The 21,489-nt window shown below is 71.9% G+C and carries 19 protein-coding genes; 9 read left to right on the top strand and 10 right to left on the bottom strand.

Translation table 11 applies throughout. The annotated features are described in order from the left end of the window. Position 1: 1 nt before the first annotated feature. Positions 2-1,807 carry a gamma-glutamyltransferase gene (gene ggt / locus EDD29_RS40815; RefSeq protein ID WP_123669501.1) on the bottom strand — a complete coding sequence of 602 codons (1,806 nt, stop codon included), beginning with the start codon at positions 1,805-1,807 and terminating at the stop codon, positions 2-4. 144 nt (positions 1,808-1,951) lie between these two features. Here ggt and EDD29_RS40810 point away from each other — a divergent pair, with 144 nt between their 5' ends. Beyond that, the gene (locus EDD29_RS40810; RefSeq protein WP_123669500.1) at positions 1,952-2,650 is read left to right on the top strand and encodes a histidine phosphatase family protein; all 699 of its coding nucleotides are present in this window, start codon (positions 1,952-1,954) and stop codon (positions 2,648-2,650) included. Positions 2,651-2,660: 10 nt separating this feature from the next. Here the strand turns inward: EDD29_RS40810 and EDD29_RS40805 are convergent, their stop codons facing one another. Beyond that, positions 2,661-3,635, bottom strand: coding sequence for a glycoside hydrolase family 64 protein (locus EDD29_RS40805; RefSeq protein ID WP_123669499.1), 975 nt, complete (start codon positions 3,633-3,635; stop codon positions 2,661-2,663). Between the two features lie 247 nt (positions 3,636-3,882). Here EDD29_RS40805 and EDD29_RS40800 point away from each other — a divergent pair, with 247 nt between their 5' ends. Genes EDD29_RS40800 through EDD29_RS40790 form a run of 3 tightly spaced genes read left to right on the top strand, consistent with a single transcriptional unit; the run spans position 3,883 to position 6,456 of the window. After that, a complete protein-coding gene (locus EDD29_RS40800; protein WP_123670999.1) occupies positions 3,883-5,139 on the top strand; it encodes a cytochrome P450 in 1,257 nt (418 codons plus the stop codon). A gap of 52 nt (positions 5,140-5,191) precedes the next feature. Continuing rightward, the gene (locus EDD29_RS40795) at positions 5,192-6,043 is read left to right on the top strand and encodes an NAD(P)-dependent oxidoreductase (protein ID WP_123669498.1); all 852 of its coding nucleotides are present in this window, start codon (positions 5,192-5,194) and stop codon (positions 6,041-6,043) included. Beyond that, a complete protein-coding gene (locus EDD29_RS40790; protein ID WP_123669497.1) occupies positions 6,040-6,456 on the top strand; it encodes a carboxymuconolactone decarboxylase family protein in 417 nt (138 codons plus the stop codon). The genes EDD29_RS40795 and EDD29_RS40790 overlap by 4 nt, the downstream gene beginning before the upstream one ends. 87 nt (positions 6,457-6,543) lie before the next feature. On the opposite strand, the gene EDD29_RS40785 is transcribed toward EDD29_RS40790, so the two are convergent. From EDD29_RS40785 to EDD29_RS40775, 3 genes are all read right to left on the bottom strand, one after another. Beyond that, complete coding sequence (locus tag EDD29_RS40785) at positions 6,544-7,521, bottom strand: alpha/beta hydrolase (RefSeq protein WP_246053263.1); 978 nt, start codon at positions 7,519-7,521, stop codon at positions 6,544-6,546. Between the two features lie 310 nt (positions 7,522-7,831). Beyond that, a complete protein-coding gene (locus EDD29_RS40780; RefSeq protein ID WP_123669495.1) occupies positions 7,832-8,656 on the bottom strand; it encodes an SAM-dependent methyltransferase in 825 nt (274 codons plus the stop codon). Between the two features lie 192 nt (positions 8,657-8,848). Next, positions 8,849-9,769 carry a Dyp-type peroxidase gene (locus EDD29_RS40775; protein WP_211360155.1) on the bottom strand — a complete coding sequence of 307 codons (921 nt, stop codon included), beginning with the start codon at positions 9,767-9,769 and terminating at the stop codon, positions 8,849-8,851. Between the two features lie 190 nt (positions 9,770-9,959). Between EDD29_RS40775 and EDD29_RS40770 the strand changes: the two genes are divergently transcribed. From EDD29_RS40770 to EDD29_RS40750, 5 genes are all read left to right on the top strand, one after another. Further along, positions 9,960-10,466 (top strand): mycothiol transferase, encoded by a 507-nt coding sequence (locus EDD29_RS40770; protein ID WP_123669493.1) that lies wholly within the window; start codon positions 9,960-9,962, stop codon positions 10,464-10,466. 83 nt (positions 10,467-10,549) lie between these two features. After that, complete coding sequence (locus tag EDD29_RS40765; protein ID WP_123669492.1) at positions 10,550-11,317, top strand: VOC family protein; 768 nt, start codon at positions 10,550-10,552, stop codon at positions 11,315-11,317. 138 nt (positions 11,318-11,455) lie between these two features. After that, complete coding sequence (locus EDD29_RS40760; protein ID WP_123669491.1) at positions 11,456-13,054, top strand: MFS transporter; 1,599 nt, start codon at positions 11,456-11,458, stop codon at positions 13,052-13,054. A gap of 71 nt (positions 13,055-13,125) precedes the next feature. Beyond that, positions 13,126-13,581, top strand: a complete 456-nt coding sequence (locus EDD29_RS40755) for a MarR family winged helix-turn-helix transcriptional regulator (protein ID WP_246053262.1) — start codon at positions 13,126-13,128, stop codon at positions 13,579-13,581. A 147-nt stretch (positions 13,582-13,728) separates the two neighbouring features. Continuing rightward, on the top strand, positions 13,729-14,358 hold the full coding sequence (locus tag EDD29_RS40750; protein WP_123669489.1) for a TetR/AcrR family transcriptional regulator: 630 nt from the start codon (positions 13,729-13,731) through the stop codon (positions 14,356-14,358). A gap of 130 nt (positions 14,359-14,488) precedes the next feature. Here the strand turns inward: EDD29_RS40750 and EDD29_RS40745 are convergent, their stop codons facing one another. From EDD29_RS40745 to EDD29_RS40725, 5 genes are all read right to left on the bottom strand, one after another. Continuing rightward, positions 14,489-15,163: a TetR/AcrR family transcriptional regulator gene (locus EDD29_RS40745; RefSeq protein WP_123669488.1), complete on the bottom strand. Its 675-nt coding sequence runs from the start codon at positions 15,161-15,163 to the stop codon at positions 14,489-14,491. A 41-nt stretch (positions 15,164-15,204) separates the two neighbouring features. After that, entirely contained in the window at positions 15,205-16,803 is a 1,599-nt protein-coding gene (locus EDD29_RS40740) for a DHA2 family efflux MFS transporter permease subunit (RefSeq protein WP_123669487.1), read from the bottom strand. Positions 16,804-16,903: 100 nt separating this feature from the next. Further along, on the bottom strand, positions 16,904-17,212 hold the full coding sequence (locus EDD29_RS40735; RefSeq protein WP_148086261.1) for a hypothetical protein: 309 nt from the start codon (positions 17,210-17,212) through the stop codon (positions 16,904-16,906). 107 nt (positions 17,213-17,319) lie between these two features. Further along, positions 17,320-18,621, bottom strand: a complete 1,302-nt coding sequence (locus tag EDD29_RS40730; protein ID WP_123669485.1) for a hemolysin family protein — start codon at positions 18,619-18,621, stop codon at positions 17,320-17,322. 235 nt (positions 18,622-18,856) lie between these two features. Beyond that, entirely contained in the window at positions 18,857-21,274 is a 2,418-nt protein-coding gene (locus tag EDD29_RS40725; protein ID WP_246053261.1) for an excinuclease ABC subunit UvrA, read from the bottom strand. Positions 21,275-21,489 lie beyond the last annotated feature (215 nt).

Here is a 21,489-nt window from a genome sequence, read left to right as displayed (position 1 = left end):
GTCAGTCCGGGCGGACCGTGCGCGCGCTACCCCCGTGCCGCCTGACGGGTTCGGCGACGGCCTGGACGAGCCCGTCCCCGAGGAACTCCAGCGCGGTCGCGGCCCCGATCTCCGGGGGCGGCCCGGGATAGGGCTCCAGGATCTGGCCCCGGGTGGTCAGCGCGGGGCCGTAAGCGTCGAGGAACGCCCGTTCGGCGAGGGTCGTGGGCGTGTTCCGCTGGGTGGCGCGCGGCGCCGCGACGGAGCCGGGCAGGTCCATGCCGAGGTCGAGCCGGTGCACCAGGATCTGGAGCACCGTGGTGATGATCGTGGAGCCGCCCGGCGAGCCGAGCGCGAGGAAGGGCAGGCCGTCGCGGAGCACGACGGTCGGCGCGATGCTGCTGCGCGGGCGCTTGCCCGGCGCTGCGGCGTTGGGGTCGCCGGGGCGCGGCGCGAGGCTGAAATCGGTGAGCTCGTTGTTGAGCAGGAACCCGCGGCCGGGCACGGTGATGCCGCTGCCGCCCCACTGCTCGATCGTCAGCGTGTAGACGGCGACGCCGCCCCACCGGTCGGAGACGACGAGGTTGGTGGTCTGCGGGCCTTCATAGGCGAGGGGGCCTCCCGTACCGGAGGCGGAGGCGCAGGTCTCGTACTGCCCGTCAGGAGAGCCCGCCGCTACGGGAGGCTTCAGGGCGCTCGTCGGACTCACCAGACAGGCGCGTTCCCTTCCGTAGTCCTCGGAGAGCAGCTCCTTCAGCGGCACCCCGGGGACGTCGCCCACATACCGCTCTCGGTCGGCGTAGGCGAGCTTCGACGCCTCCAGGTAAGAGTGCAGCGTCTGGACGGGATCGCTCGCCGGGCGCGGAAGCCGGTCGAGGATGTTGAGCGCCTCCCCGACGGTGCTGCCGCCTGACGACGGGGGCGCCATGCCGTAGACATCGAGCCCCCGGTACCGGGTGCGCACAGGGTCCCGGGACACGGCGCGATAGGACGCGAGGTCGGAGGCCGTCAGAAGGCCGGGACGCACCTTGCGGGCCGCTCCTTCGACGAGGGGCGGGCGCCGGACCGTCCGGACGATCTCGCGGGCGAGGCCGCCCTCGTAGAACCAGCCGATCCCCTTCTCGGCGATGCCGCGGTAGGTCGCGGCGAGGTCGGGGTTGCGGAAGGTCGTGCCGACGGCGGGAGGCGCGCCACCGGGGAGGAAGAGTTTTCGGGTCGGGACGAAGTCGGCGAAGCGGGCGGCGTTGCGCGCGGTCTGGTCGTGGAACTCCTGGTCCACGGGAAAGCCGCGTTCCGCGACCTTGATCGCCGGGCGGAGAAGGTCGCCCAGGGGCCGTGTCCCGTGCCGTCGCAGGAGGAGGTCCCATTGGCGGAGCGTGCCCGGCACCCCGACGGACAGGCCGCTGGTGATGGCCTCTTCCAGGGGGATGGGCCGCCCCGTGGACGGGTCGGTGAAGGAGTCGGCGCGCATCGCGGCGGGAGCGCTCTCCCGGCCGTCCACGGTGTGGACGTCGCGTGTGCGCGGGTCGTAGTAGAGGAAGAAGCCGCCGCCGCCCAGTGCGGCGACGTACGGCTCGGTCACGCCGAGGGTGGCGGCCGCCGCCACCGCCGCGTCCACCGCGTTCCCGCCTTGGCGGAGCACTTCGATGGCCGTGCCGCTCGCCGTGGCGTCGACCGTGGCGACCGCGCCGCCGCGGCCCGTGGCCGTTCCGGGAAGGCCGCCTCCGGCCTCCGTCGGCCTTCCGGGCACACCGAGGAGGGTCCCGGCCAGGAGCGCAGAGGCGACCAGCGCGGTTCTCCTCGCCCGCGGTATCCCGATGCGCGGCATGCGTCCCCCCGTCCCAGACCGGCGGCCTGTACCCCACGCCCTACCCGGCCTCCGCGCCGAAATCCCAGGACCCGCCGCACCCGGCTCCCACGCGCACGCGGTGTGCGCTTCCGCCGACGGGGGCGGGCGTGCGAGCCTGGCGACATGGTTGACGCGCGGCGGGTGTGGCTGATCAGGCATGGCGAGAGCGAGTCGAACGCGGGGCTCCCGACGAACGGGCCCGGGGCGGCGCCACTGACGCCGCTCGGCAGGGAGCAGGCGGCGCTGGCGGCCGCGGCCTTCGCGGAGCCGCCCGAGCTCATCGTCAGCTCCACGTTCGTGCGGGCGAGGCAGACGGCGGAGGACACCGTCGCGAGGTTCCCCGCGACGCCGTACGAAGAGTGGCCCGTACAGGAGTTCACCTATCTGGGCCGACTGCACGCGCCGCGTACGACCAACGCCCAACGGCAGCCGGACATCACCGCCTACTGGGAACGCATGGACCCCGAGTACAGGCACGGAGGGGATGGCGAGTCTTACGTCGCGCTCATCGCCCGCGTTCACGCCCTGCTGGACAGGCTCGCCGCCCTGCCCGGCGATGGACTCGTCGCGGTGTTCACCCACGGCCTGTTCATGAAGGCGGTGATCTGGACGCTGGCCATGGGCCGGGAGGCGGCGCCCGACGTCGCGCAGATGCGGGCGTTCCGCCGGTTCGTGGGTTCGTGCGATGTCCCCAACTGCTCGATCACCGAACTGTGGAGGCCGCACGGCCCCTACGGGTTCCGTCTGGTCGGCGGAGGGACGACGCACCTTGCGGGGGCGTCCAGGCCACTGGAGTCCGGCTCCCCCGCCTCGCTGGACTAGGCCCCGTCGCCTACCAGCCGACGGCCACGAGCAGCCAGGCCGGGTCGCCGTGGGAGACGAACGACGACTGCTCGGCGTGGTCGTCGTAGGGGAAGCCGTAAGACAGCCCGCCGAGGGAGTGGGCGTGCCAGAAGGCCGCGTAGTGGTTCGCCGGGCCCTTCTTGTAGAAGGCCGCCGGGTCGCGCTGGACCGCTTCCGGCTTTCCCGCGGTATGCCGGTTGAGCGCCGCGCACAGCGCGGCGGACTCGGCGAGCGGCCCCGCGCAGCCGACGACCTCCGCCGTGGTCGCCTTGACCCCGTGCTTCTTGGCGTAGGCGGTGAAGTAGCCGGCGGCGGAGCCTCCGGGCTGGAAGGGCGCCGCGGTGCGCGGCGCGACGATCCGGTAAGGCGCCTCGACGCGGGCGAGGTCCTTGAACGGGCCGGGCACCTCGTCGACGAAGCGCTGGAAGGTCGCCTCGCGTGATTCGGCGAAGAGCTTCCGGTCCTCGCCGACCTCGACGTCGAAGCCGTCGTGGGAGTGCAGCCGCATGGCGAGCTTCAGGCCGAACGCGTCGACCCGAGTGGTGTTGCCGTGGAAGACGTCGGGGCCGACGGTGAACTCGATGAAGTCCGTGTACTGGGAGTCGGGCGAGCCGAGGGAGAAGTACATGCGGCCCGAACTGTTGGCGGGCATGTCCACGTAGGGCTGTTCGGCGATCGAGTGGACCTGGTCGTTGAAGCGCCAGAAGACCTGGTCGTCGGGGTATTTGCCGTTCGTCCGGTTCAGTACCTTGACGGTGAGGACGTTCGCGGCGGCGGGAATCGCCGAGGTGTCGCCCCAGAAGTCGGCGGGCGTCTGCCCGGGCGCGGCCTGAGAGGCCGCAGGAGGCGCCGACGGCGCCGGGTCGGGCTCGGATGAGCACGCGGCCAGTGCGGCGGCCATCGTGATCGTGAGGCCGAGGAGGAGGGCGCGGGCGGAACCGCGTCCGCTGCTGCCGGAGAACATGCGACTCCCGGAGTCTGGGCACGCCGGGCGGGCGCGTGGCCTCGCCCCGGCTCGTCGAAATTGGGGCCGACCGAAGACGGCCAAGGGCGCATTCCGACCCTACTGGACCCGGGAGGGCCCGCGATCGCGGTCGGCCGGGCCCGGGACCCCGGCCTTGTTCACCAAGCGCTTGCTTGTATAAAGTATGCGAAGCGCGGAAGCACCCCGCGCGGGCCGGTTAGACAGTGACGAGTCCGAGGTGACGGCCATGCGCACTCCGCCCGCCCAGTCCCCGCCCGCAGGGCAGGGACCGCTGGTGTTCAGCCCGTACGACTACGCGGTCCACGAGGATCCGTATCCGTTCTACGCGCGGCTCCGGGAGGAGGCGCCCCTCTACCGGAACGACGATCTGGACTTCTGGGCGGTCTCCCGGCACGCCGACGTGTCCGCGGCCTTCCGCGACCACGCGCGGTACTCCAGCGGGAACGGGGTCACCCTCGACGCGTCCGCGTGGGGGCCCACCGCGCACCGCACGATGTCGTTCCTCGCGCTCGACCCGCCGGACCACACGCGGATGCGCACCCTGGTCTCGAAGGGCTTCACCCCCCGCCGGGTACGCGACCTCTCCAACGACATCCTTCGCCTCACCAGGCTGCACCTGGAGCCCGCGCTCGCGTCCGGGGACTTCGACTTCGTCGCGGACTTCGCCGGGAAGCTCCCGATGGACGTCATCTGCGAGCTGACCGGGGTGCCCGTGGCCGACCGGGACGAACTGCGCAGGCTCGCCGACCTCGTCGTGCACCGCGTCGAAGGGCTCAACGACGTGCCGCCCGAGGGCATGGAAGCCGCGCTCACCCTCGTCGGCTACTACCAGGACATGGTGACCGAGCGCAGGCGCGGCGGCTCCTTCGGCGACGACCTCACGACGGCCCTCCTGGAGGCGGGCACGGAGGACGGGGACAGGCTCGCCGACCACGAGGTCATCGCGTTCCTGTTCCTCATGGTCGTCGCGGGCAACGAGACCACGACCAAGCTCCTCGCCAACGCCCTGTACTGGGGAGGGCGCACCCCTGACGGCATGGCGGGTCACCTCGCGCAGGCGCCCGACGATCCCCTCGACGGGCCCGAGTGGACAAGCCGCTGGGTCGAGGAGACGCTGCGCTACGACACCTCGAGCCAGATGCTCGCCCGGACGGTCACCCGCGAGACCGAGCTGCACGGGAGCCTTCTGCGGCCCGGCGACCGGCTGCTTCTGCTCGTCGGCTCTGCCAACCGTGACCCGCGCGCCTTCGCCGACCCCGACGTCTACGACCTCTCCCGGGACACCTCCGCGCTCATCAGCTTCGGCGGAGGCAGGCACTTCTGTCTCGGGGCCAACCTCGCGCGGCTCGAAGCGCGCATCGCCCTGACGGAGTTCGCGCGCCGCGTCGCCTCCTACGAGGTGGACGAGGCCGCCGCCCGACGGGTGCATTCAGCGAACGTGCGGGGCTTCGCGCGACTCCCCGTACGCGTGCGCACGCGCTGACGTAGACCGCCTGTCCACCCGCCTCCGCAAGGAGCGCCGGCGAAGGGATGCCATGGAAGACCAGAAGAAGGACCCCGTCTACGGCTTCATAGGGCTCGGCCAGATGGGCGGCCCGATGGCCGCGCACGGCCCTGCCGCGATCGTCTACGACGTGTCGCCTGAGGCCGTGGAACAGCTCGTGGCGAAGGGCGCGAAGGCGGCGGCCGGCCCTGCGGAGGTGGCGGCCGCCGCGGACGTCATCTCCGTGATGGTCAGGGACGACGCGCAGGTGGTCGCGGTGTTCGAGGCGATGGCCCCGGCGCTGCGGCCCGGCACGGTCCTCGCGGTGCACTCCACGATCCGGCCGCGGACCGCCGAGGAGCTGGCCGAGCGGGCACGCGAGCTCGGCGTCGAAGTGGTCGACGCGCCGGTCAGCGGCAGCGCGTTCGGCGCGATCGCCGGGACGCTCGCGGTGATGGTCGGCGGGACCGAGGAGGCCTTCGCGCGGGTCCAGGGCCCGTTCGCGGCCTGGTCGGGGCTCGCCCTGCACGTGGGGCCGATCGGCGCGGGCACCCGCGCGAAGCTGGCCCGCAACATCCTCCAGTTCACCGGGTTCGCCGCGGCGGCCGAGGCGCAGCGGCTGGCCGAGGCCGCGGGGATCTCACTGCGCAGGCTCGGAAGGCTCGTCCGGCACTCCGACAGCGTCAGCGGCGGCCCTGGATCGGTCATCCTCCGCGGCACGACGGACCCCATGGCCCCGGACGACCCCCTCTACGACGCGATGCGGCACGCACTCGCGCTCGGAGAGAAGGACTTGTCCTTGGCCTTCGACCTTGCCGACGAGCTGGGCGTGGACCTCCCGCTGACGCGTATGGCAGCCCCGCTTCTGGCCGCGGCCCTGGGCATCCCGGAGAAGGAGTCATGACGGCTCACGAAGTCGACGGCTCGCCCAACGGCCAGGACGAACGCCGCGCACGCGGCCTGGAGATGATGTCCCGGGTCTACGGCTTCGACGTCGACGAAGCCCGCGGGGACTTCATGGAGACGACGGTCGACCACCTGTTCGGCGATATCTGGAGCCGTCCCGGCCTGAGCTTCCGCGACCGGCGGCTCCTCCTCATCGGGCTGCTCGCGGGCCAGCACCTCAACGACGTCCTCGACCTCCAGATGCCCGCCGCGCTGGCCAACGCGGAGATCACTCCGGACGAGTTGCGGGAGATTGTGCTGTTCCTCACGCATTACACCGGTTGGCCGCAGGGCGCCCGGCTCAACGGTCAGGCGGAGACCCATATAGCCCGGTATCAGAAGGCCGCCCGCAAGGGAGGATCCCCGGGATAGGCCACCGGCCACCGCGCTTCCTTCGGGGCTTCCTCGGGCACGCCGGGCATCGGGCGTCAAGGCTCGGTGCCCGGCGGCGCCGTGGGGTCAGGGGGCCAGGCGCGGGGCGAGCCAGCGCAGGGCGAGGGGGTAGCGGTACTCGATGGCCCCGTGCTTGGCCGGGAAGAGCTCGAAGTTGATCCGGGAGTCGGGAAGCCCGGCGGCCTGGAGGGCGCGCCGGTAGGCGATCGCCCCGGAGTCCAGGTGGTACTCGTCGGCGTTTCCCGCGTCGATCCACACGGCGTGCAGGGAACGGGCGGCCTCCGCGCGCGCCGGGACCATCCGGACGGGGTCGAGGGCGAGCCAGCGCGACCAGACGTCCTGGACGGGGACGCCCAGGTCGTCGAAGGGCAGCTGGACGGTTCCGTCGGGCAGGGCCGAGTAGCAGGCCGCGTACCCGTACAACTCGATCAGGGTCATGTCGCTCGCCTTGGACCCCGCAGGCCGACCGCTGTAGAAGTCCGAAAGGAAGGCGTTCCAGTCGCCGTCGTAGGAGTCGCGGAGCGTCCGCGCCGCCTCCGGGAAGAACGGCTGGTAGGAGAGCTCGAACAGGGCGTCGCCGGCGTGGGTGGCGAGCGAGCCGAACACGTCGGGCCGCAGCAGCGGCGTGACCATCGCGCCGTAGCCCCCGCTGGACTTGCCGGTGATCGCCCGGTGCCGCGCCTCGGGCAGCGTCCGGTAGCGCTCGTCCACGAACGCGACGACCTCGTCGCAGAGGTAGGAGTGGTAGTCGCCGGTGCCCGGCGAGTCCAGGTACTGGCTGCCGCCGACGCGCGTCCAGGCGTCGATGAACACCACGAGCGCGGGCGGCACCTCGGCGGACGCGAACAGCGCGTCGATCATCTCGGGATAGCTGGCCCGCCAGGGCGCCCCCTGCCGCCAGGTCCCGATCCGCCCCGTGTACCCCTGGATCACATAGACGACGGGGTAACGCCCGGCCCCCGTCGCATAACCGGGCGGCGTGTACACCCACAGCGGCCGCTCGTGCGGATCGCCCAGCGGATTCCCCCGCAGCCGCTCACTCACGATCACATGCTCGTCAACGCTCCCTGCGAACACCGCGCCTCCCGCCGATCCAGATCCTGGTGCCGAGGTTATCCACAGGCGCGAGAGCGCGGCCGACGAGATCGGCGTAACCTGCCGGTGACGGCATGTGGTCCTCGCGGGCGCGGCCGCCGGGCGGATCGGCCGAGCCCGGCGCCTCCGCCCGCTGCGGTGGACCTGAGCCGTGCGGGCGGTCGGCGGGTGATGGTGGCGGTGCGGCGGAGGGGGGGAGGGGGAGGGGTGGGTTAGGGCTTGTTTCGTGGGGGTTTCGTGGTGGTCCGGAATGGGTGGGTCAGGGTTTGCGGGCGACGCCGCCGTAGTCGGGCACTTCCGGGGCGGCGAGGGCGCGCATGTCGGGGCGCCAGCGCGAGCAGGAGACGACGCCCGGGGGCAGGAGGTCGAGCCCGTCGAAGTAGGAGGTGAGGAAGCCGACGCTGCGCAGGTGGTAGGAGGCGGTCGAGTCGGGGTTCTCGTTGTAGTCGCCGATGGCGTCGTTCTGGGCCGTGTCGGTGTCGACGCCGTCCTCGATCACGACGAAGCTGCCGGAGGGGAGCGCGTCCACGAGGGTCCGGACGATGCCGCGCGGGTCGTCGGCGTCGGGAATCTGGCCGAGCACGCCGAGCATCATCAGCCCGATCGGCTCGTTGAAGTCGAGCGTTCGGGCGGCTTCGGCGAGGATGCGCTCCGGTTCGCGGACGTCGGCCTCGATGTAGTCGGTCAGGCCCTCCGCCGTGCCGACGAGCAGTGCCTGGGCGTGCACGAGGACGAGCGGGTCGTTGTCGACGTAGACGATCCGGGCGTCGGGGGAGACCCGCTGGGCGACCTCGTGGGTGTTGTTCGCGGTCGGCAGCCCGGTGCCGATGTCGAGGAACTGCCGGACGCCCGCCTCGGCGGCCAGCAGCGTCACGGATCTGACGAGGAAGGCGCGCACCTGGCGGGCGACGTGCACGATGCCGGGGAACTTGGCGGCGTGCTCCTCGGCCACCTGGCGGTCGATCTCGAAGTTGTCCTTGCCGCCGAGCCAGTAGTTCCACATCCGGGCCGAGTGCGCGGCCGTCGGGTCGACCTCGGCTCCGGTCCAGGGGCCGACCCCGGGCCCCCGGGAGGTGCTGCTCATGGCGCGTGCCTTTCTCTGAACGAATCCGCCTTATGCGCCGCGATCGTAGGTCTTGACCGGCGATTTCGTTTGAGAAAGAGGCAATGCAGTGAAGAAATGTGATGCAAGTCCTATTATTTCGATTAAGCGTGAGGCAACGCGCTCTCCTTTTCGGCCCGCGCCCGGTACGGCCGGAGGGCGCCGCAACGCGGCTCAGGGAGCGGGGTCCGTGGACTCCAGGAGGCCTGCCGGGGGGATGAAGAAAAGGCCGCCGGTGATGGCGGTGGAAAAGTCGAGAATACGGTCGTGCTCGGCGGCGCCGTCGCCGAGGAACATGTTCCGGAGCATGCGTTCGAGGATGCGGGGATCGCGTGCGTAAGCCAGGTAGTAGAGGCCGCCCGCGCCGTTGGCCGCGCCGCCGAAAGGCATGCCGTAACGCACGACCTCGAGTTCCTCGCCGTCCTCGTCGGTGATGACGTTGAGCGAGAGATGGGCGTCGGCGGGCTTGTCGTCGAGTTCGATGTCGTCGAGCTTGGTGCGGCCGATCGCGCGCTCCTGCGCCTCGACCGGCAGGGCGTTCCAGGACTCCAGGTCGTGCAGGTACTTCTGCACGACCGCGTAACCGCCGCCCGCGAACTCCGGATCTTCCGCGCCGACCGTCGCCGCGGCGACCGCGTCCTCGCCCTCGGGGTTCTCGGTGCCGTCGACGAAGCCGAGGAGGTCGCGCCGGTCGAAGTAGCGGAATCCGTGCGTCTCGTCGGCGAGCGTGACGTGCGCGCCGAGCCTGTGGTGGATCTGCCGCGCGAGTTCGAAGCAGAGGTCCTGGCGTTCCGCGCGGAGGTGGAAGAGGAGGTCGCCCGGGGTCGCCGGGGCGGTGTGCGCCGGTCCGCGCAGTTCCTGGAACGGGTGCAGCAGCGCCGGGCGCTTTCCGCCGTAGAGGCGGTCCCAGGCGTCCGAGCCGATGCCCGCGACACAGGTCAGCCCGCCGGACGCGGCCCGGAAGCCGATCGCGCGCCGCAGCCCGTCGAGGTCGCGCAGGAGATCGCGCGCGGTCTCTTCGCCGCCGGGTTCGAGGGTGAACACCAGGAAGACCGCCGCGCTCGTGAGCGGTCCGGCCATGGGCTGCGCATCCATGACCGGCACCATATCGACATAACACCCGTTTCTTGCACCGAAGTAAGGCCTGGTCACCGACTTTCCCGACAAAACGGACGACTACAAGATCACCTGGGTCTCGACCCCCGCGTCGGACGGGTGCCGGAGTAGCGGAACGGGGAGTGGAGAGGAACCTCCCCAAGAAGGCCGATCGCGGGAGGGGAGCGCCATGGACGCCGTGGGCGTGCTCGAGGACGGGTTCGCGCGGATCAAGGAGGTCGTGCACGAGGCCGTCGAAGGGCTGTCGAAGGACGATCTGGCCGTCCAGGTGGATCCGGAGGCCAACTCGATCGCCTGGCTGGTCTGGCATCTGACGCGGGTGCAGGACGACCACGTGGCCGACGTCGCGGAACGCGACCAGGTCTGGATCACCGGCGGCTGGGCCGAGAGGTTCGGCCTGCCCCTCGACCCCTACGACACGGGCTTCGGCCACGACGCCGCGCAGGTCGCCGCCGTCGTCGCCGACGCGAGGTCCCTGCGCGGGTATCACGACGCCGTTCACCGGGAGACGATCGCCTACGTGCGGGGCCTCACCGCCGAGGACCTCGACGAGGTCGTCGACACGTCCTGGGATCCGCCCGTCACCCTGGCCGTCCGGCTGGTGAGCGTCATCGCCGACGATCTCCAGCACGCGGGCCAGGCCGCCTATGTCAAGGGCCTCCTCCAACGGCGTTGATCGCGGTTTGGGCTTCCTGTGGAAATGACGTGAGCCGCCCTCTAGGTGGCGATCTGTAGCGTCGGAGGGGGAGGTTGAGATCTGTGCCGGAAGTCGTCGAGTACGCCTGGAACACGCCTTCGTGGGTGGAGCTGAACTCCCCCGACGTGGAGGAGTCGAAGCGCTTCTACGCCGAACTGTTCGGCTGGGGCACCTACGTCCTGGCCAGCGACCGACTGGGTGACTACGAGATCTTCACCCAGGACGGCGCGGACGGGCCCGAGGTCGCGGGGCTCCTGCAGCTCGCCGACCCGGTCGAGCGGCCCTCCTGGATGTTCTTCTTCCAGACGCCGGACATCGAGACCGGGCTCAAGCGGGTCACCGAGGCAGGGGGGCAGGTCATGCTGTCCGGCGTCGACGTGGGCGACCTCGGCCGGATGGGCACCGCGCAGGACCCTTATGGCCTGGAGTTCGGCCTCTGGCAGCCCTACCGGCACCAGGGCGCGGCCCGCATCGACGAACCGGGCGCGCTCGCCTGGATCGAGCTGGCCGGAGCCGACCCGGAAGAGGTGTCGGCCTTCTACGTGCACGCTTTGGACTGGCGGGTCAGCGCGCTGGCGCGTGACGGCGCGGGGGAGCGCCTGGAGTGGACCACCGATGACGGACGGCCCGTGGCCAGCGCCGTCTCGTCGGAGGAGGACCCGCACTGGTTGCCTTATTTCGGCGTCTCCGACTGCGCGTCGGCGGCGGACCGCGCGGAGGCGGCCGGGGGCAGGATCCTCAGCGGCCCCGAGGACGGCGCCGCAGGGCTGATCTCGCTGATCACCGACCCCCACGGTGCCCGGATGGTCTTGGTCTGTCGCGCGCCGTGACCGCCTGATCCGCGAGGTTGTGGCGGATGTCTCAGCTTTCCTCGTACATTATAGGTATGTACCTATAGGTATGTTTGCGGAGTCTTCTTTGAGCCGACGTGCGCCTCCGCACGTCGAAAGGAAAGGTGCTCCCCACCCATGGATCTTCAGAGCCCCGCGAAGGCTCCCGCAAAGGGCGAGGCGGAAAAAGCCCCGCGCAAGCTGCGGTCCAGCCCCTGGGCCGCGCTCGCAGCCGTCGCGTTCGGCCTGTTCATGGTCGGTCTCGACGGCAGCGTCGTCTCCGTGGCCAACCCGTACATCGGTGCGGCACTCGACACCTCGCTGTCCCAGCTCCAATGGGTGACCAACGCCTACCTGCTGGCCCTCGCGGCCCTGCTCGTCCTCGGCGGCAAGCTCGGCGACCGCTACGGACGGCGCAGGTTCTTCCTCATCGGCCTCGTGGGCTTCACCGTGACGTCCGCGATCATCGGCCTCGTCGGCTCCATCGAAGGCGTCATCGTCTTCCGGGCGCTCCAGGGCGCCTTCGGCGCGCTGCTCATGCCGAACACCCTCGGCATCCTGCGCGCGGTCTTCCCGCCGCGGCGGTTCGGCATCGCCGTCGGCATCTGGGCCATGGTGTCCTCGGTCTCCACCGCGCTCGGCCCGATCATCGGCGGCGCGCTGGTCGAGCAGGTCGGCTGGGAGTGGGTCTTCTACATCAACGTCCCGATCGGCGTGATCGGCCTCGTCTACGGCCTCTGGGTGCTGCCCGAGACGCGCAACAGCACCGGCCACCACAGGTTCGACGTGCCCGGCGTGATCCTGCTGGCGCTCGGCATGGTCGCGCTCGTCTTCGGCATCGTCAAGGGCGAGAGCTGGGGCTGGAGCGACGGCCGCACCTACGGCGTGCTCATCCTCGGCCTGGTGCTCCTGCTCGTCTTCGGGCTCGTCGAGAACCGCACCGAGCACCCGCTGCTGCCGATGCGGCTGTTCCGCAACCCGTCGCTGACGGTCGGCACGCTGATCACCGCGATCAACTTCTTCACCCTGCTCGGGTCGATCTTCTTCATCATGCTCTACCAGCAGAACGTGCGCGGGCACTCGGCGCTCATGGCGGGCGTGCTCATCCTGCCGCTGAGCATCGCGTCCGTGGTCGCCTCGCCGGTCGGCGCCGCGCTCACCGACAGGTTCGGGCCGCGGCTCACCATGCCGCTCGGCATGGTGCTCCAGGGCGCCTCGGCGCTCACGCTGATGCTCCTCGCCGTGGACTCGTCCTACCACCTCCTGTGGCCGCCGTTCGTCGGACTCGGCCTCGGCGTCGGCATGGTGATGGCGGCGTCGTCGGAGGCGATCGTCGGGAACGCGCCGGTCAAGGACGCGGGCGTCGCGGGCGGCCTGCAGGCGACGGCGCTCCAGATCGGAGGCGCGCTCGGCACCTCGGTGCTGCTGTCGGTGCTCGGCTCCCGTGCCGCGGGGACGATCGGCAGCGCGTTCACCGACGCGGGCGTGCCGGCCGACGTCGGCGCGGAGCTCACCGGGCACGCCCGCGAGACCGTCGCGCTCGGGGTCGCCCTGGTGCCGCCGGGCGCGGACCCCGGACTCGCCACGGCGATCACCCAGGCGACGGGCGAGGCGTTCGTCACCGGGGTGCACGCCGCCGCCGGCACCGCGGGCGCCCTGTGCCTGATCGGCGCGGTCGTCGCGATCGTGGTCGTGCGCCGGGGCCAGAGCCCCGTCGACGTCCCCGCGGCCCACTAGACCCGCCGGCTGACCCGCCCATGGATACCCATGTTCCGGATACCTATCCGGCGCATGGGTACCATGCGTCTGTGCCTTCCCGGAAGGAACTCCAAGACATCTCGGCCGGTCTCGGGCCGATCCTGCCGCTGCTGATCCGTGCGATCGAGCGCCGTCTCGACGATGAGTTCCCCCATCCCAAACCGCCGGAGACCCAGCTCGCCCTCATGCGGCTCGTCGGCGAACGCGACGGCATCACCGTCCGCGAGGCCGCCGAGGCGCTCCGCATGAAGCCCAACAACGTGAGCTCCCTGGTCTCCCTCCTGGTCGCCGAGGGCGAGTTGATCCGCCTCCAGGACCCCGCCGACAAGCGCGTCGCCCACCTCCACATCACCCCCCGCGCCCGAGCCCGCCTCGCCGAGGTCGACGCCCTCATCACCACCTACACCCGCGACGCCCTCGCGACCCTCTCCGACGCCCAGATCACGGCCATCGCGGACGCGGTCCCGGCCCTCACCGCCCTGGCCGCCCGTCTCCGCGAACCCTGACCGGGGCCCGCCCCTGCCCGCACGACCTCGCGCCCATGCCGCGCTCGTGCCCGGCCGAAGTCTCGGCGGCGCCGGTCCCGCCGCATCGCGAGACCTTTTCGAGGCGGGGCGCTGCTAGCGTTTTGGACGGTGCGGGAAAGGGGTTCCATGGCGGCGAAGGGGACGGCGGGGCGTCCGGCGCTCACACGCGGCCTCATCGTCGGGACGGCCATCGCGCTCGTCGAGCGGGAAGGCGCCAAGGCGCTGACGATGCGGAAGGTGGCCGCTGAGCTCGGCGTCGGGACGATGTCGCTGTACAACCATGTGCCCGACCGCGACAACCTTCTCGAAGGCATCGCGCAAGAGGTCTTCGCCGAACTCGACACCGAGGCCGCGGCCGACGCGGGCGACTGGAAGGCGGGGGCGCGGGCGCTGGTCGGGGCGTTCGGCGAGGCGGCCCGCAGGCATCCGCGGACGATGCACCTCGTCCTCACCAGCCGGGTGGACCTGGAGTTCCCCATGCGGACCACGGAACGCGCCCTGACCGTCCTGGAAGAGGCGGGATTCGACGCCGAGACGTCCGTGCGCGCCCTGCGCTGCCTGATGTCTTACGCGATCGGGGCGCAGATGATGATGAGCGGCGCCCTGAAAATGCCGGAACCGCCCGAGACCGCCGCCCGCCTCAAGCAGACCGGCCTCCCCGCCGAGTTCCTCCGCACCGACCTCGCCGGCGACTTCGACATCGGCTTGGAACTCCTTCTCGCCGCCCTCGACGCCCTCCGCACCCGAACCCCCTGAATCCCGATCGCCCGGCCCGCGGGCCTGGACGGCTATCGCCCGGACCCCGGACGGGCCGCGGATCCGCGCACCGTCGCGATCGGCTTGGCCGCGGGGCAGCCGGGTCGGGACGGGGCGGGAGGCGGGGTGGTCAGAGGGGGTCTCGGTGAGGGGTGGCGCCTGCTTCGATGGCGGCGAGGAAGAGTTCGAGGCCGAACTCGAAGTCGGCGTCCGCGTCCGGGTCCAGCAGGGCCTCGTGCTGGGCCACGACGTGGGGGAAGCGGGCCGCGCCGAGGGCGCGCATCGCCGCGGCGGGGTCGCCGGGCTCCCGGGCCAGTACCCTGCCGAGGCCCGCCTCGCGCAGCTGCGAGCCGAGGGTGAACGCCATCATCGAGCGCATCACCGCGATCGCCGTCGGCCCGTCGAGACCGGCCCGGACGCAGAGGCTCAGCGCCCTTTCGATCGCCCGGAACGTCACCGGGATGCGGGTGCGGCTCTCCAGCACGAGGGCGAGGCTGCGGGGGAACTCGCGAGCGATCGCCCGGAACGCCCGGACCAGCTCCCGGGCCTCGTCCCGCCAGGCGCCCTCCTGCTCGTCGGGCACGTCGAGCGTCGCCATGACGTACTCGGCCATGCCCTGGATCAGGTCTTCCTTGCTCTCCACGTGCCGGTACATCGCCATCGCGCTGACGCCGAGCTCCTCGCCGACCGCGCGCATCGACAGGGCGTCAGGACCGTCGCGCTCGACCAGTTCGACGGCGGTGTGCACGATCAGCTCGCGGGTGAGGACCACCCGCATGATCCGCTGGGGAACCGTCCTGCCCACTCCCGGCCTCCCGTCCCGCCGACCGCCGCGGCCCTTCCACCCTACGCTCCGCGCTCCGACGGTGGGGCGTCGGCGGTGTCGCGTCCGGCGGGCTCCGTGCGGGGTCCGGTCTGCGCGTCGTGGTTCGGAATCGGGACGGCATCGTGCGTTCCGGACGCGTCGCCGACGGGCTCGGCGGCCGCGCGGGTCCTGGTGCGGACCGCGGCGATGAGGAGGGCCGTCGCGCAGAGGGAGGCGACGGCGAAGACGGCGAAGGCCAGGCGGTATCCCGTGACGAGTCCGGCGAGGGCGTCGGCGGAGGGGCGGGCGTCGGCCGTCGCGTACAGCAGGTGCCGGTCGGCCGCGGCGAGCCGGGAGGTCGCGACCGCGACGGCGACGGCGGGGCCGAGCACCGTGCCGAGGTTGTGCAGGGTCAGCCGGACGCCGTTGACGACGCCGAGCCGGTCGCCGGGCACGCCCATCATGATCATCGTGGTGTTCGCGGTGTAGAAGACGCCGCTGCCGGCCGACACCAGCATCATCGCCGCGGCGATCACCGGGTAGGGAGTGTCACGTTCCAGCAGGAGCACGGGGAGGGTGAGGCCCGTCATCGAGGTGAGCGCCCCGGCCACCGCGATCCGGTCGGCCCGGAACCAGCGGCCGAGCTGCCCGCCGATCGGCGAGGCGATCATGCCGATGATCGGGCCGGGCAGCACCGCGAGGCCCGCCTCGGCCGTCGACATGCCCTGGACGTTCTGGAAGTACAGCGCGAGCAGGAAGACGTTGCCGATCCAGCCCATCGCGCTCAGCGTCGTGGCGAGCCCGCTCAGGGTGAACGGCCGGTCGGCGAACAGCGATGGGTCGACGAGAGGAACCTTGGCCTTGCGCTGCCGCAGGACGAATCCCAGGAAGAGGAGCGGACCGGCCACCGCGGGCAGCCAGCCGGAGCCCGCGCTCTCCTGCGATCCGGCCTGGGACACCGCGAGCACCAGCATGCCCAGCCAGCCGGTGAGGAGGGCCGCGCCGACCGCGTCGATCGGGTCGTGGGACAGGGCGCGCGAGCGCGGCAGCACGAGCATGCCCCAGACCAGCGCGGCGGCCCCGGCCGGGACGTTCAGCCAGAAGACCCACTCCCAACCGACGTTCTCCGCGAGATAGCCGCCGAGTGACGGGCCGATGAGCGGGGCCGCGGCCATCAGGCCCAGGTAGAAGCCCATGCTCTGGCTCAGCCGCGACGGCGGCACCGCGGCGGCGATGAGCGCCGTGCCGTTGGCCATCACCAGCGCCGCCGCGACGCCCTGCACCACGCGCAGCGCGATCAGCACCCCGATCGACGGGGCGAAGCCCGCGACGAGGCTCGCCGCGGTGAACAGGACGATGCCGAGCAGGTAGATCCGGCGCCGGTCGAACCTGTCGGCGACGCGTCCGGCCACCACGAGCAGGCACGTCTGCACGAGCATGAAGCCGAGGATCGTCCAGGTCGCGGCGAGCGGTCCCGCCTCGTAGTGCTCGGCGACGAGAGGCAGCGCGATGTTCAGCGCCGAGGAGTTCAGCACGAGCATGACGGTGCCGAGCGTGACCGTCGCGACGGTCTGCCACGCGCCCGCGGAAGCCCCGCGGACGGCCCGGGGACGGGGGGAGGGAAGGGCGGGCCCGGACATGCGGCCTCCGAGGGGGTGGGGGAAGTCCAGTGTGGCACCGGGGGTGCCGCCCACGGAGGCCGCCTCCGGGTGAGCCTTCACCGCCCGGTGCGGCGCGGTGTCAGGCGGAGCGGTTGAGCCAGCCGAGGATCTTGTCGGCGCCGCGGTCGGCGCTGGCGGCGCGGCGGCGCGCCCGGCGGCTGCGGGGCAGCGCGCGGATGCGCTCGCGGTGCCACAGGGTGTCGCCCAGGGCCGCGTAGCGCGCGTTCAGCGCCAGGCGTTCCGCGGCGTCGGCGAGCTCGACGAGCGCGCGCCGCTCGGCGATCAGTGACGGCGCGGTCAGTGCCAGCGCGAGCAGCGCCTCGACCTCGGTCATCTGGGTGCCCAGCCACAGCAGCGACTCTCCGCCGGCCCCCGGTTCGTTGCCCATCGCCCAGTCCTTCGTCCGGTCCTTCGTGTCGCTCGTGTCCCCCGGCACGCTCCCCCTGTCTTCATGGTGCACCTTGGACACCCCTTCCGTCGGCTCTTTTTCCGGCTCTAGGCGTTTTCGGTCGCCTCGTTCCGCGGCATGGCGGCGGGCCTGATCCGCACGCTGGTGATCGCGTGCCGGTCGACCCCGGTGACCTCGAACTCCCAGCCCTCGGCCTGGACGGTGTCGCCCGGCGCGTCGGGGATGCGGCCGAGCAAGGCGAGCACCAGCCCCGCGACGGTCGTGTAGTCGGCGTGGCCGTGCGGGGCGAGCTTGACCCCGACGTCCGGCAGATCGTGCAGCGGGAACGATCCGGGGACGGCCAGGGCGCCGTCGTCGGCGGTGACGGCCAGAACGTCCCGGTCGTTCTCGTCGTAGATCTCGCCGACGATCTCCTCCAGCAGGTCCTCCAGGGTGACGATCCCGGCGACCGTGCCGTATTCATCCATGACCAGGGCGAACTGCTGGCGTTCGATCCGGAACCTGCGCAGCGCCGCGGCCACCTTCAGGGACTCGGGGAACGTCAGGGCGGGCCGGCAGGCACGCGCGACGGGCAGCGCTCCGTCGGCGGAGATGAGCTCGCGGAGGTTGGCGACGCCGACGATGTCGTCGACGTGCCGGGCGGCGGCGACCGGCGCGCGCGAGTGGCCGGACTCGGCCAGGGCGGCGCGCGCCTCGGCGACGGGAAGGTCGGCGCGCAAGACGAACACTTGCCTTCGGGGTCGCAGGACCGACCGCAGGGTGCGCTCGTGGATGTCGAGCGCGCCCGTGATGATCGTGCGCTGCTCCGCGGTCAGGCCGCGCTGCCCGGCGACGAGGTCGCGCAGTTCCTCGGCCCCGAGCTGCTCCTTGGCGGCCTCGGGGTCGCCGCCCAGGAGCCGCACTACGCCGTCGGTGGCCTTGCCGAGCGCCCAGACGATGGGCCGGGACAGCACGGCGATGAAGTTCAGCGGCCGGGCGACGAACAGCGACCAGCCCTCGGCTCGCTGCATCGCCACCCGCTTGGGCGCCAGTTCGCCGAGGACCAGCGTGAAGAAGGTCAGGATGAGAGTGACCAGCGCGATGGCGACGGCGTCCGCGGCGCCGCCGAGGAAGGCCAGCGGCTCGACGAGCGGGCGCGACAGGGTGACCGCGGCGGTCGCCGAGGCGAGGAACCCGGCGAGGGTGATGCCGATCTGGATGGTGGCGAGGAACCGGTTGGGGTCGCGCGCGAGCCGGACGAGGGCCCTCGCGGACCGGCCCTTGCGCCGGTCCAGCTTGCGGAGCTGGCCTTCGCGGAGCGACACCAGGGCGATCTCGCTGCCGGCGAGCACCGCGTTGACGCCGATCAGCACAAGGACGAGCACGATGTTCCCCAGATAGGCGCTCATCCCTGCTCCCTCCCCCGTGGCCGCGCCCCGCATCCCCGTCGCGGCCGTGCGTCGCGGCACAGCGCGGGTCCGAGAACGATCAACTACATATGTAGCAGATCCTCCGCCGGCCCCGCCGGACTTCATTTCGACGGACGGTGCCGAGCCACGACAGGGCGGCCAAACCGACCGACGCCTCCCGCCGAGAACACCCACCGGGCGCCCGCCACCGCCGGAACGAGACCGCGAACGGCGCTCAACCCCGCCGAAGATGCCGTGCCAAGTAGACCCCCGTAGGGCTCCCCGGATCCGCCGCGACCTCTTCCGGCGTGCCCGCCGCGACGATCCGCCCGCCGTGCGGTCCCGCGCCGGGGCCGAGGTCGACGACGCGGTCGGCGTTCGCGATGAGGTCGAGGTCGTGGTCGATGACCAGGACCGTGGCGCCCGCCGCGAGGAGGCCGTCGAGGGCGCTGAGGAGGGTGCGGACGTCGAGCGGGTGCAGGCCGATCGACGGCTCGTCGAAGACGTAGAGCGCCCCGTCCTGGTCGGTGCGGAGGGCTTCGGCGAGGCGGAGGCGCTGGGCTTCGCCGCCGGAGAGCGTCGGGGTGGGCTCGCCGAGGGTGAGGTAGCCGAGACCGACCGAGTGGAGTGCGGATAGGCGGCCCGCGATGGCGGGACGGCCGGAGAACGCCTCAGCCGCCTCGTCCACGGTGAGGGAAAGGACGTCGGCGATGGTCCGGTCGTCCACGCGGACTTGAAGGGTCTGCGGGTTGTACCGGCCGCCGTCGCAGTCGGGGCAGCGGATCGTCATATCGGGCAGGTACTGGATGTCCAGCGACAGTTCGCCCAGCCCCTCGCAGCGGTGGCACTGACCGTCGCGGGTGTTGTAAGAGAAATGCCCGGGTTTCCAGCCGCGTTCGGCGGCGTCCGGAGACGCCGCGAAGAGCTGCCGCACGGGATCGAACACGCCCGAGTACGTCGCGGGCGTCGAGCGGGCGTTCTTGCCGATCGGGGTCGCGTCGATCTCGACCAGCCGGGTGATCCCGCCCGCGTCGAGGTCCTGGACGTGCGGGGGGAGCGGCTGCCCGGCGAGCCGGCGGCGCAGCGCGGGCACGAGGCTGTCGAGCACGAGGGCGGTCTTGCCCGACCCGGAGACGCCCGTCACGAGCGTCAGTCTTCGCAGCGGGACGTGCACGGCGATGTCGCGGAGGTTGTACAGCTCGCCCACGGTGAGCGAAAGCCGTCCGTCCTCCTTTTCCGCCCTCCGGGTCCGTACGACGGGCTCGGCTTCGCCCGACAAGAACGGCCCCGTCACGGAGGCCGGGTCGGCGGCCACCTCCTGCGGGGTGCCTTGCGCGGTGACGGTCCCGCCCAGGCTGCCCGCGCCGGGACCCATCTCGATGAGGTGGTCGGCGGCCCGCAGAAGGTCGACGTCGTGGTCGACCACCACGACGGAGTTGCCGTTGCCGGCCAGGACGCCGACCAGGTCACGCACCCCCGCGACGTTCGCCGGGTGCAGGCCCACCGACGGCTCGTCCAGCACGTACAGCAGCCCGGTAGAACGCTCCCGTACCGTCCGGGCGAGCTGGACGCGCTGCCTTTCCCCGGTGGAGAGGGAGTCGCCCGAGCGGTCCAGAGACAGGTAGTCGAGGCCGAGCCGGCGTAGCGGCTGTACCGAGTCGCGCAGCTCCCCGGCGAGCCGCGAGGCGAGGGCGCGCACCGGCTCGGGCAGGCAGCCGGGCAGGTCGGCGGCGAACGCGTCGAGCCGCTCCAGATCCAAGGCGGTGATCTCGGCGATCGTCCGCCCGTCCAGGTGCGAGGCGAGGGCCTCCGGCCGGTACCTGGTGCCGTGGCAGGCCGGGCAGACGTGCGTGGTGAAGAACCTGCTGAGCCTGCTGCGCGTCGTCTCGCTGCCGCTGCTGCCCGCCTGGGCGACCGAGGCCACCGCGTTCTCGAACGTCATGTTCAGTTTGAACGCGCGGCCCTTCTTCGAAGGGAGCGTCACCTCCCGCTGCTCGGGCGGGCCGTGCAGGACGATCTCCTTCTCCGCGGCCGTGAGCTCGGCGTACGGGACGTCGATCCTGACCCCGAGCTCCGCGGCCACCTGCGGCATGTAGCTGCGGCCCGCGCTGTTCCAGGGCGTCACGGCCCCCTCGGCCAGGGTCTTGGCCGGATCCGGGACGAGTGAGTCCTCATCGACCTCGTCGCGGGTCCCCATGCCGTGGCAGACCGGGCAGGCGCCGAGCGAGTTGAACGCGAAGGACTCCGCGCCCGGCAGGCGGAACCGCACCCCGCACTCGACGCACGAGGTCCACTCGTCGGCCGCGGCGGCCAGGGACGGGGGATTGCGGTGGCCGTTCGGGCACACGTGCGCGCCGAGCCGGGAGACCATCAGCCGAACGATGCTGAGCACCTCGCTCATCGTCCCGACCGTGCTGCGCCTGCCGGGCACGGGGGGACGCTGTCGGAGAGCGAGCGCGGCGGGCAGGAAGTCAACCCGGTCCACGTCGGGTTTGGCCGCCTGCTCGATCCTGCGGCGGGTGAAGGTGCTCAGCCCGTCCAGGAACCGCCGCGATCCCTCCGCGTACAGCACCCCCATTGCCAGAGACGACTTGCCCGACCCGGAGAGCCCCGTGACGCCCACGACCCGCCAGAGCGGCACGTCCACATCCACGGATCGCAGATTGTGCACGCGCGCGCCGGTCACCCGGATCGCCCCCGGCCCCCGCTCCCCCACGCCTCCAGTATCCGCCCGCCGCCTTCCCCCGCCCCTCCGACGCGCCCCGCGCCCTCAGGAAAGGAACGGTTTCAGCCCGGCCACCCCGGCAGCCCCTCCCGAGCCTCCACCGAGGCGCCCATCGACGTGAGCGGCCACTACCTGCGCGACGG

It is taken from the genome of Actinocorallia herbida (assembly GCF_003751225.1).
GTDB lineage: Bacteria > Actinomycetota > Actinomycetes > Streptosporangiales > Streptosporangiaceae > Actinocorallia > Actinocorallia herbida.
Note: the sequence above shows the minus strand (reverse complement) of the source record. Positions and strands in the feature narration are given on the sequence as shown.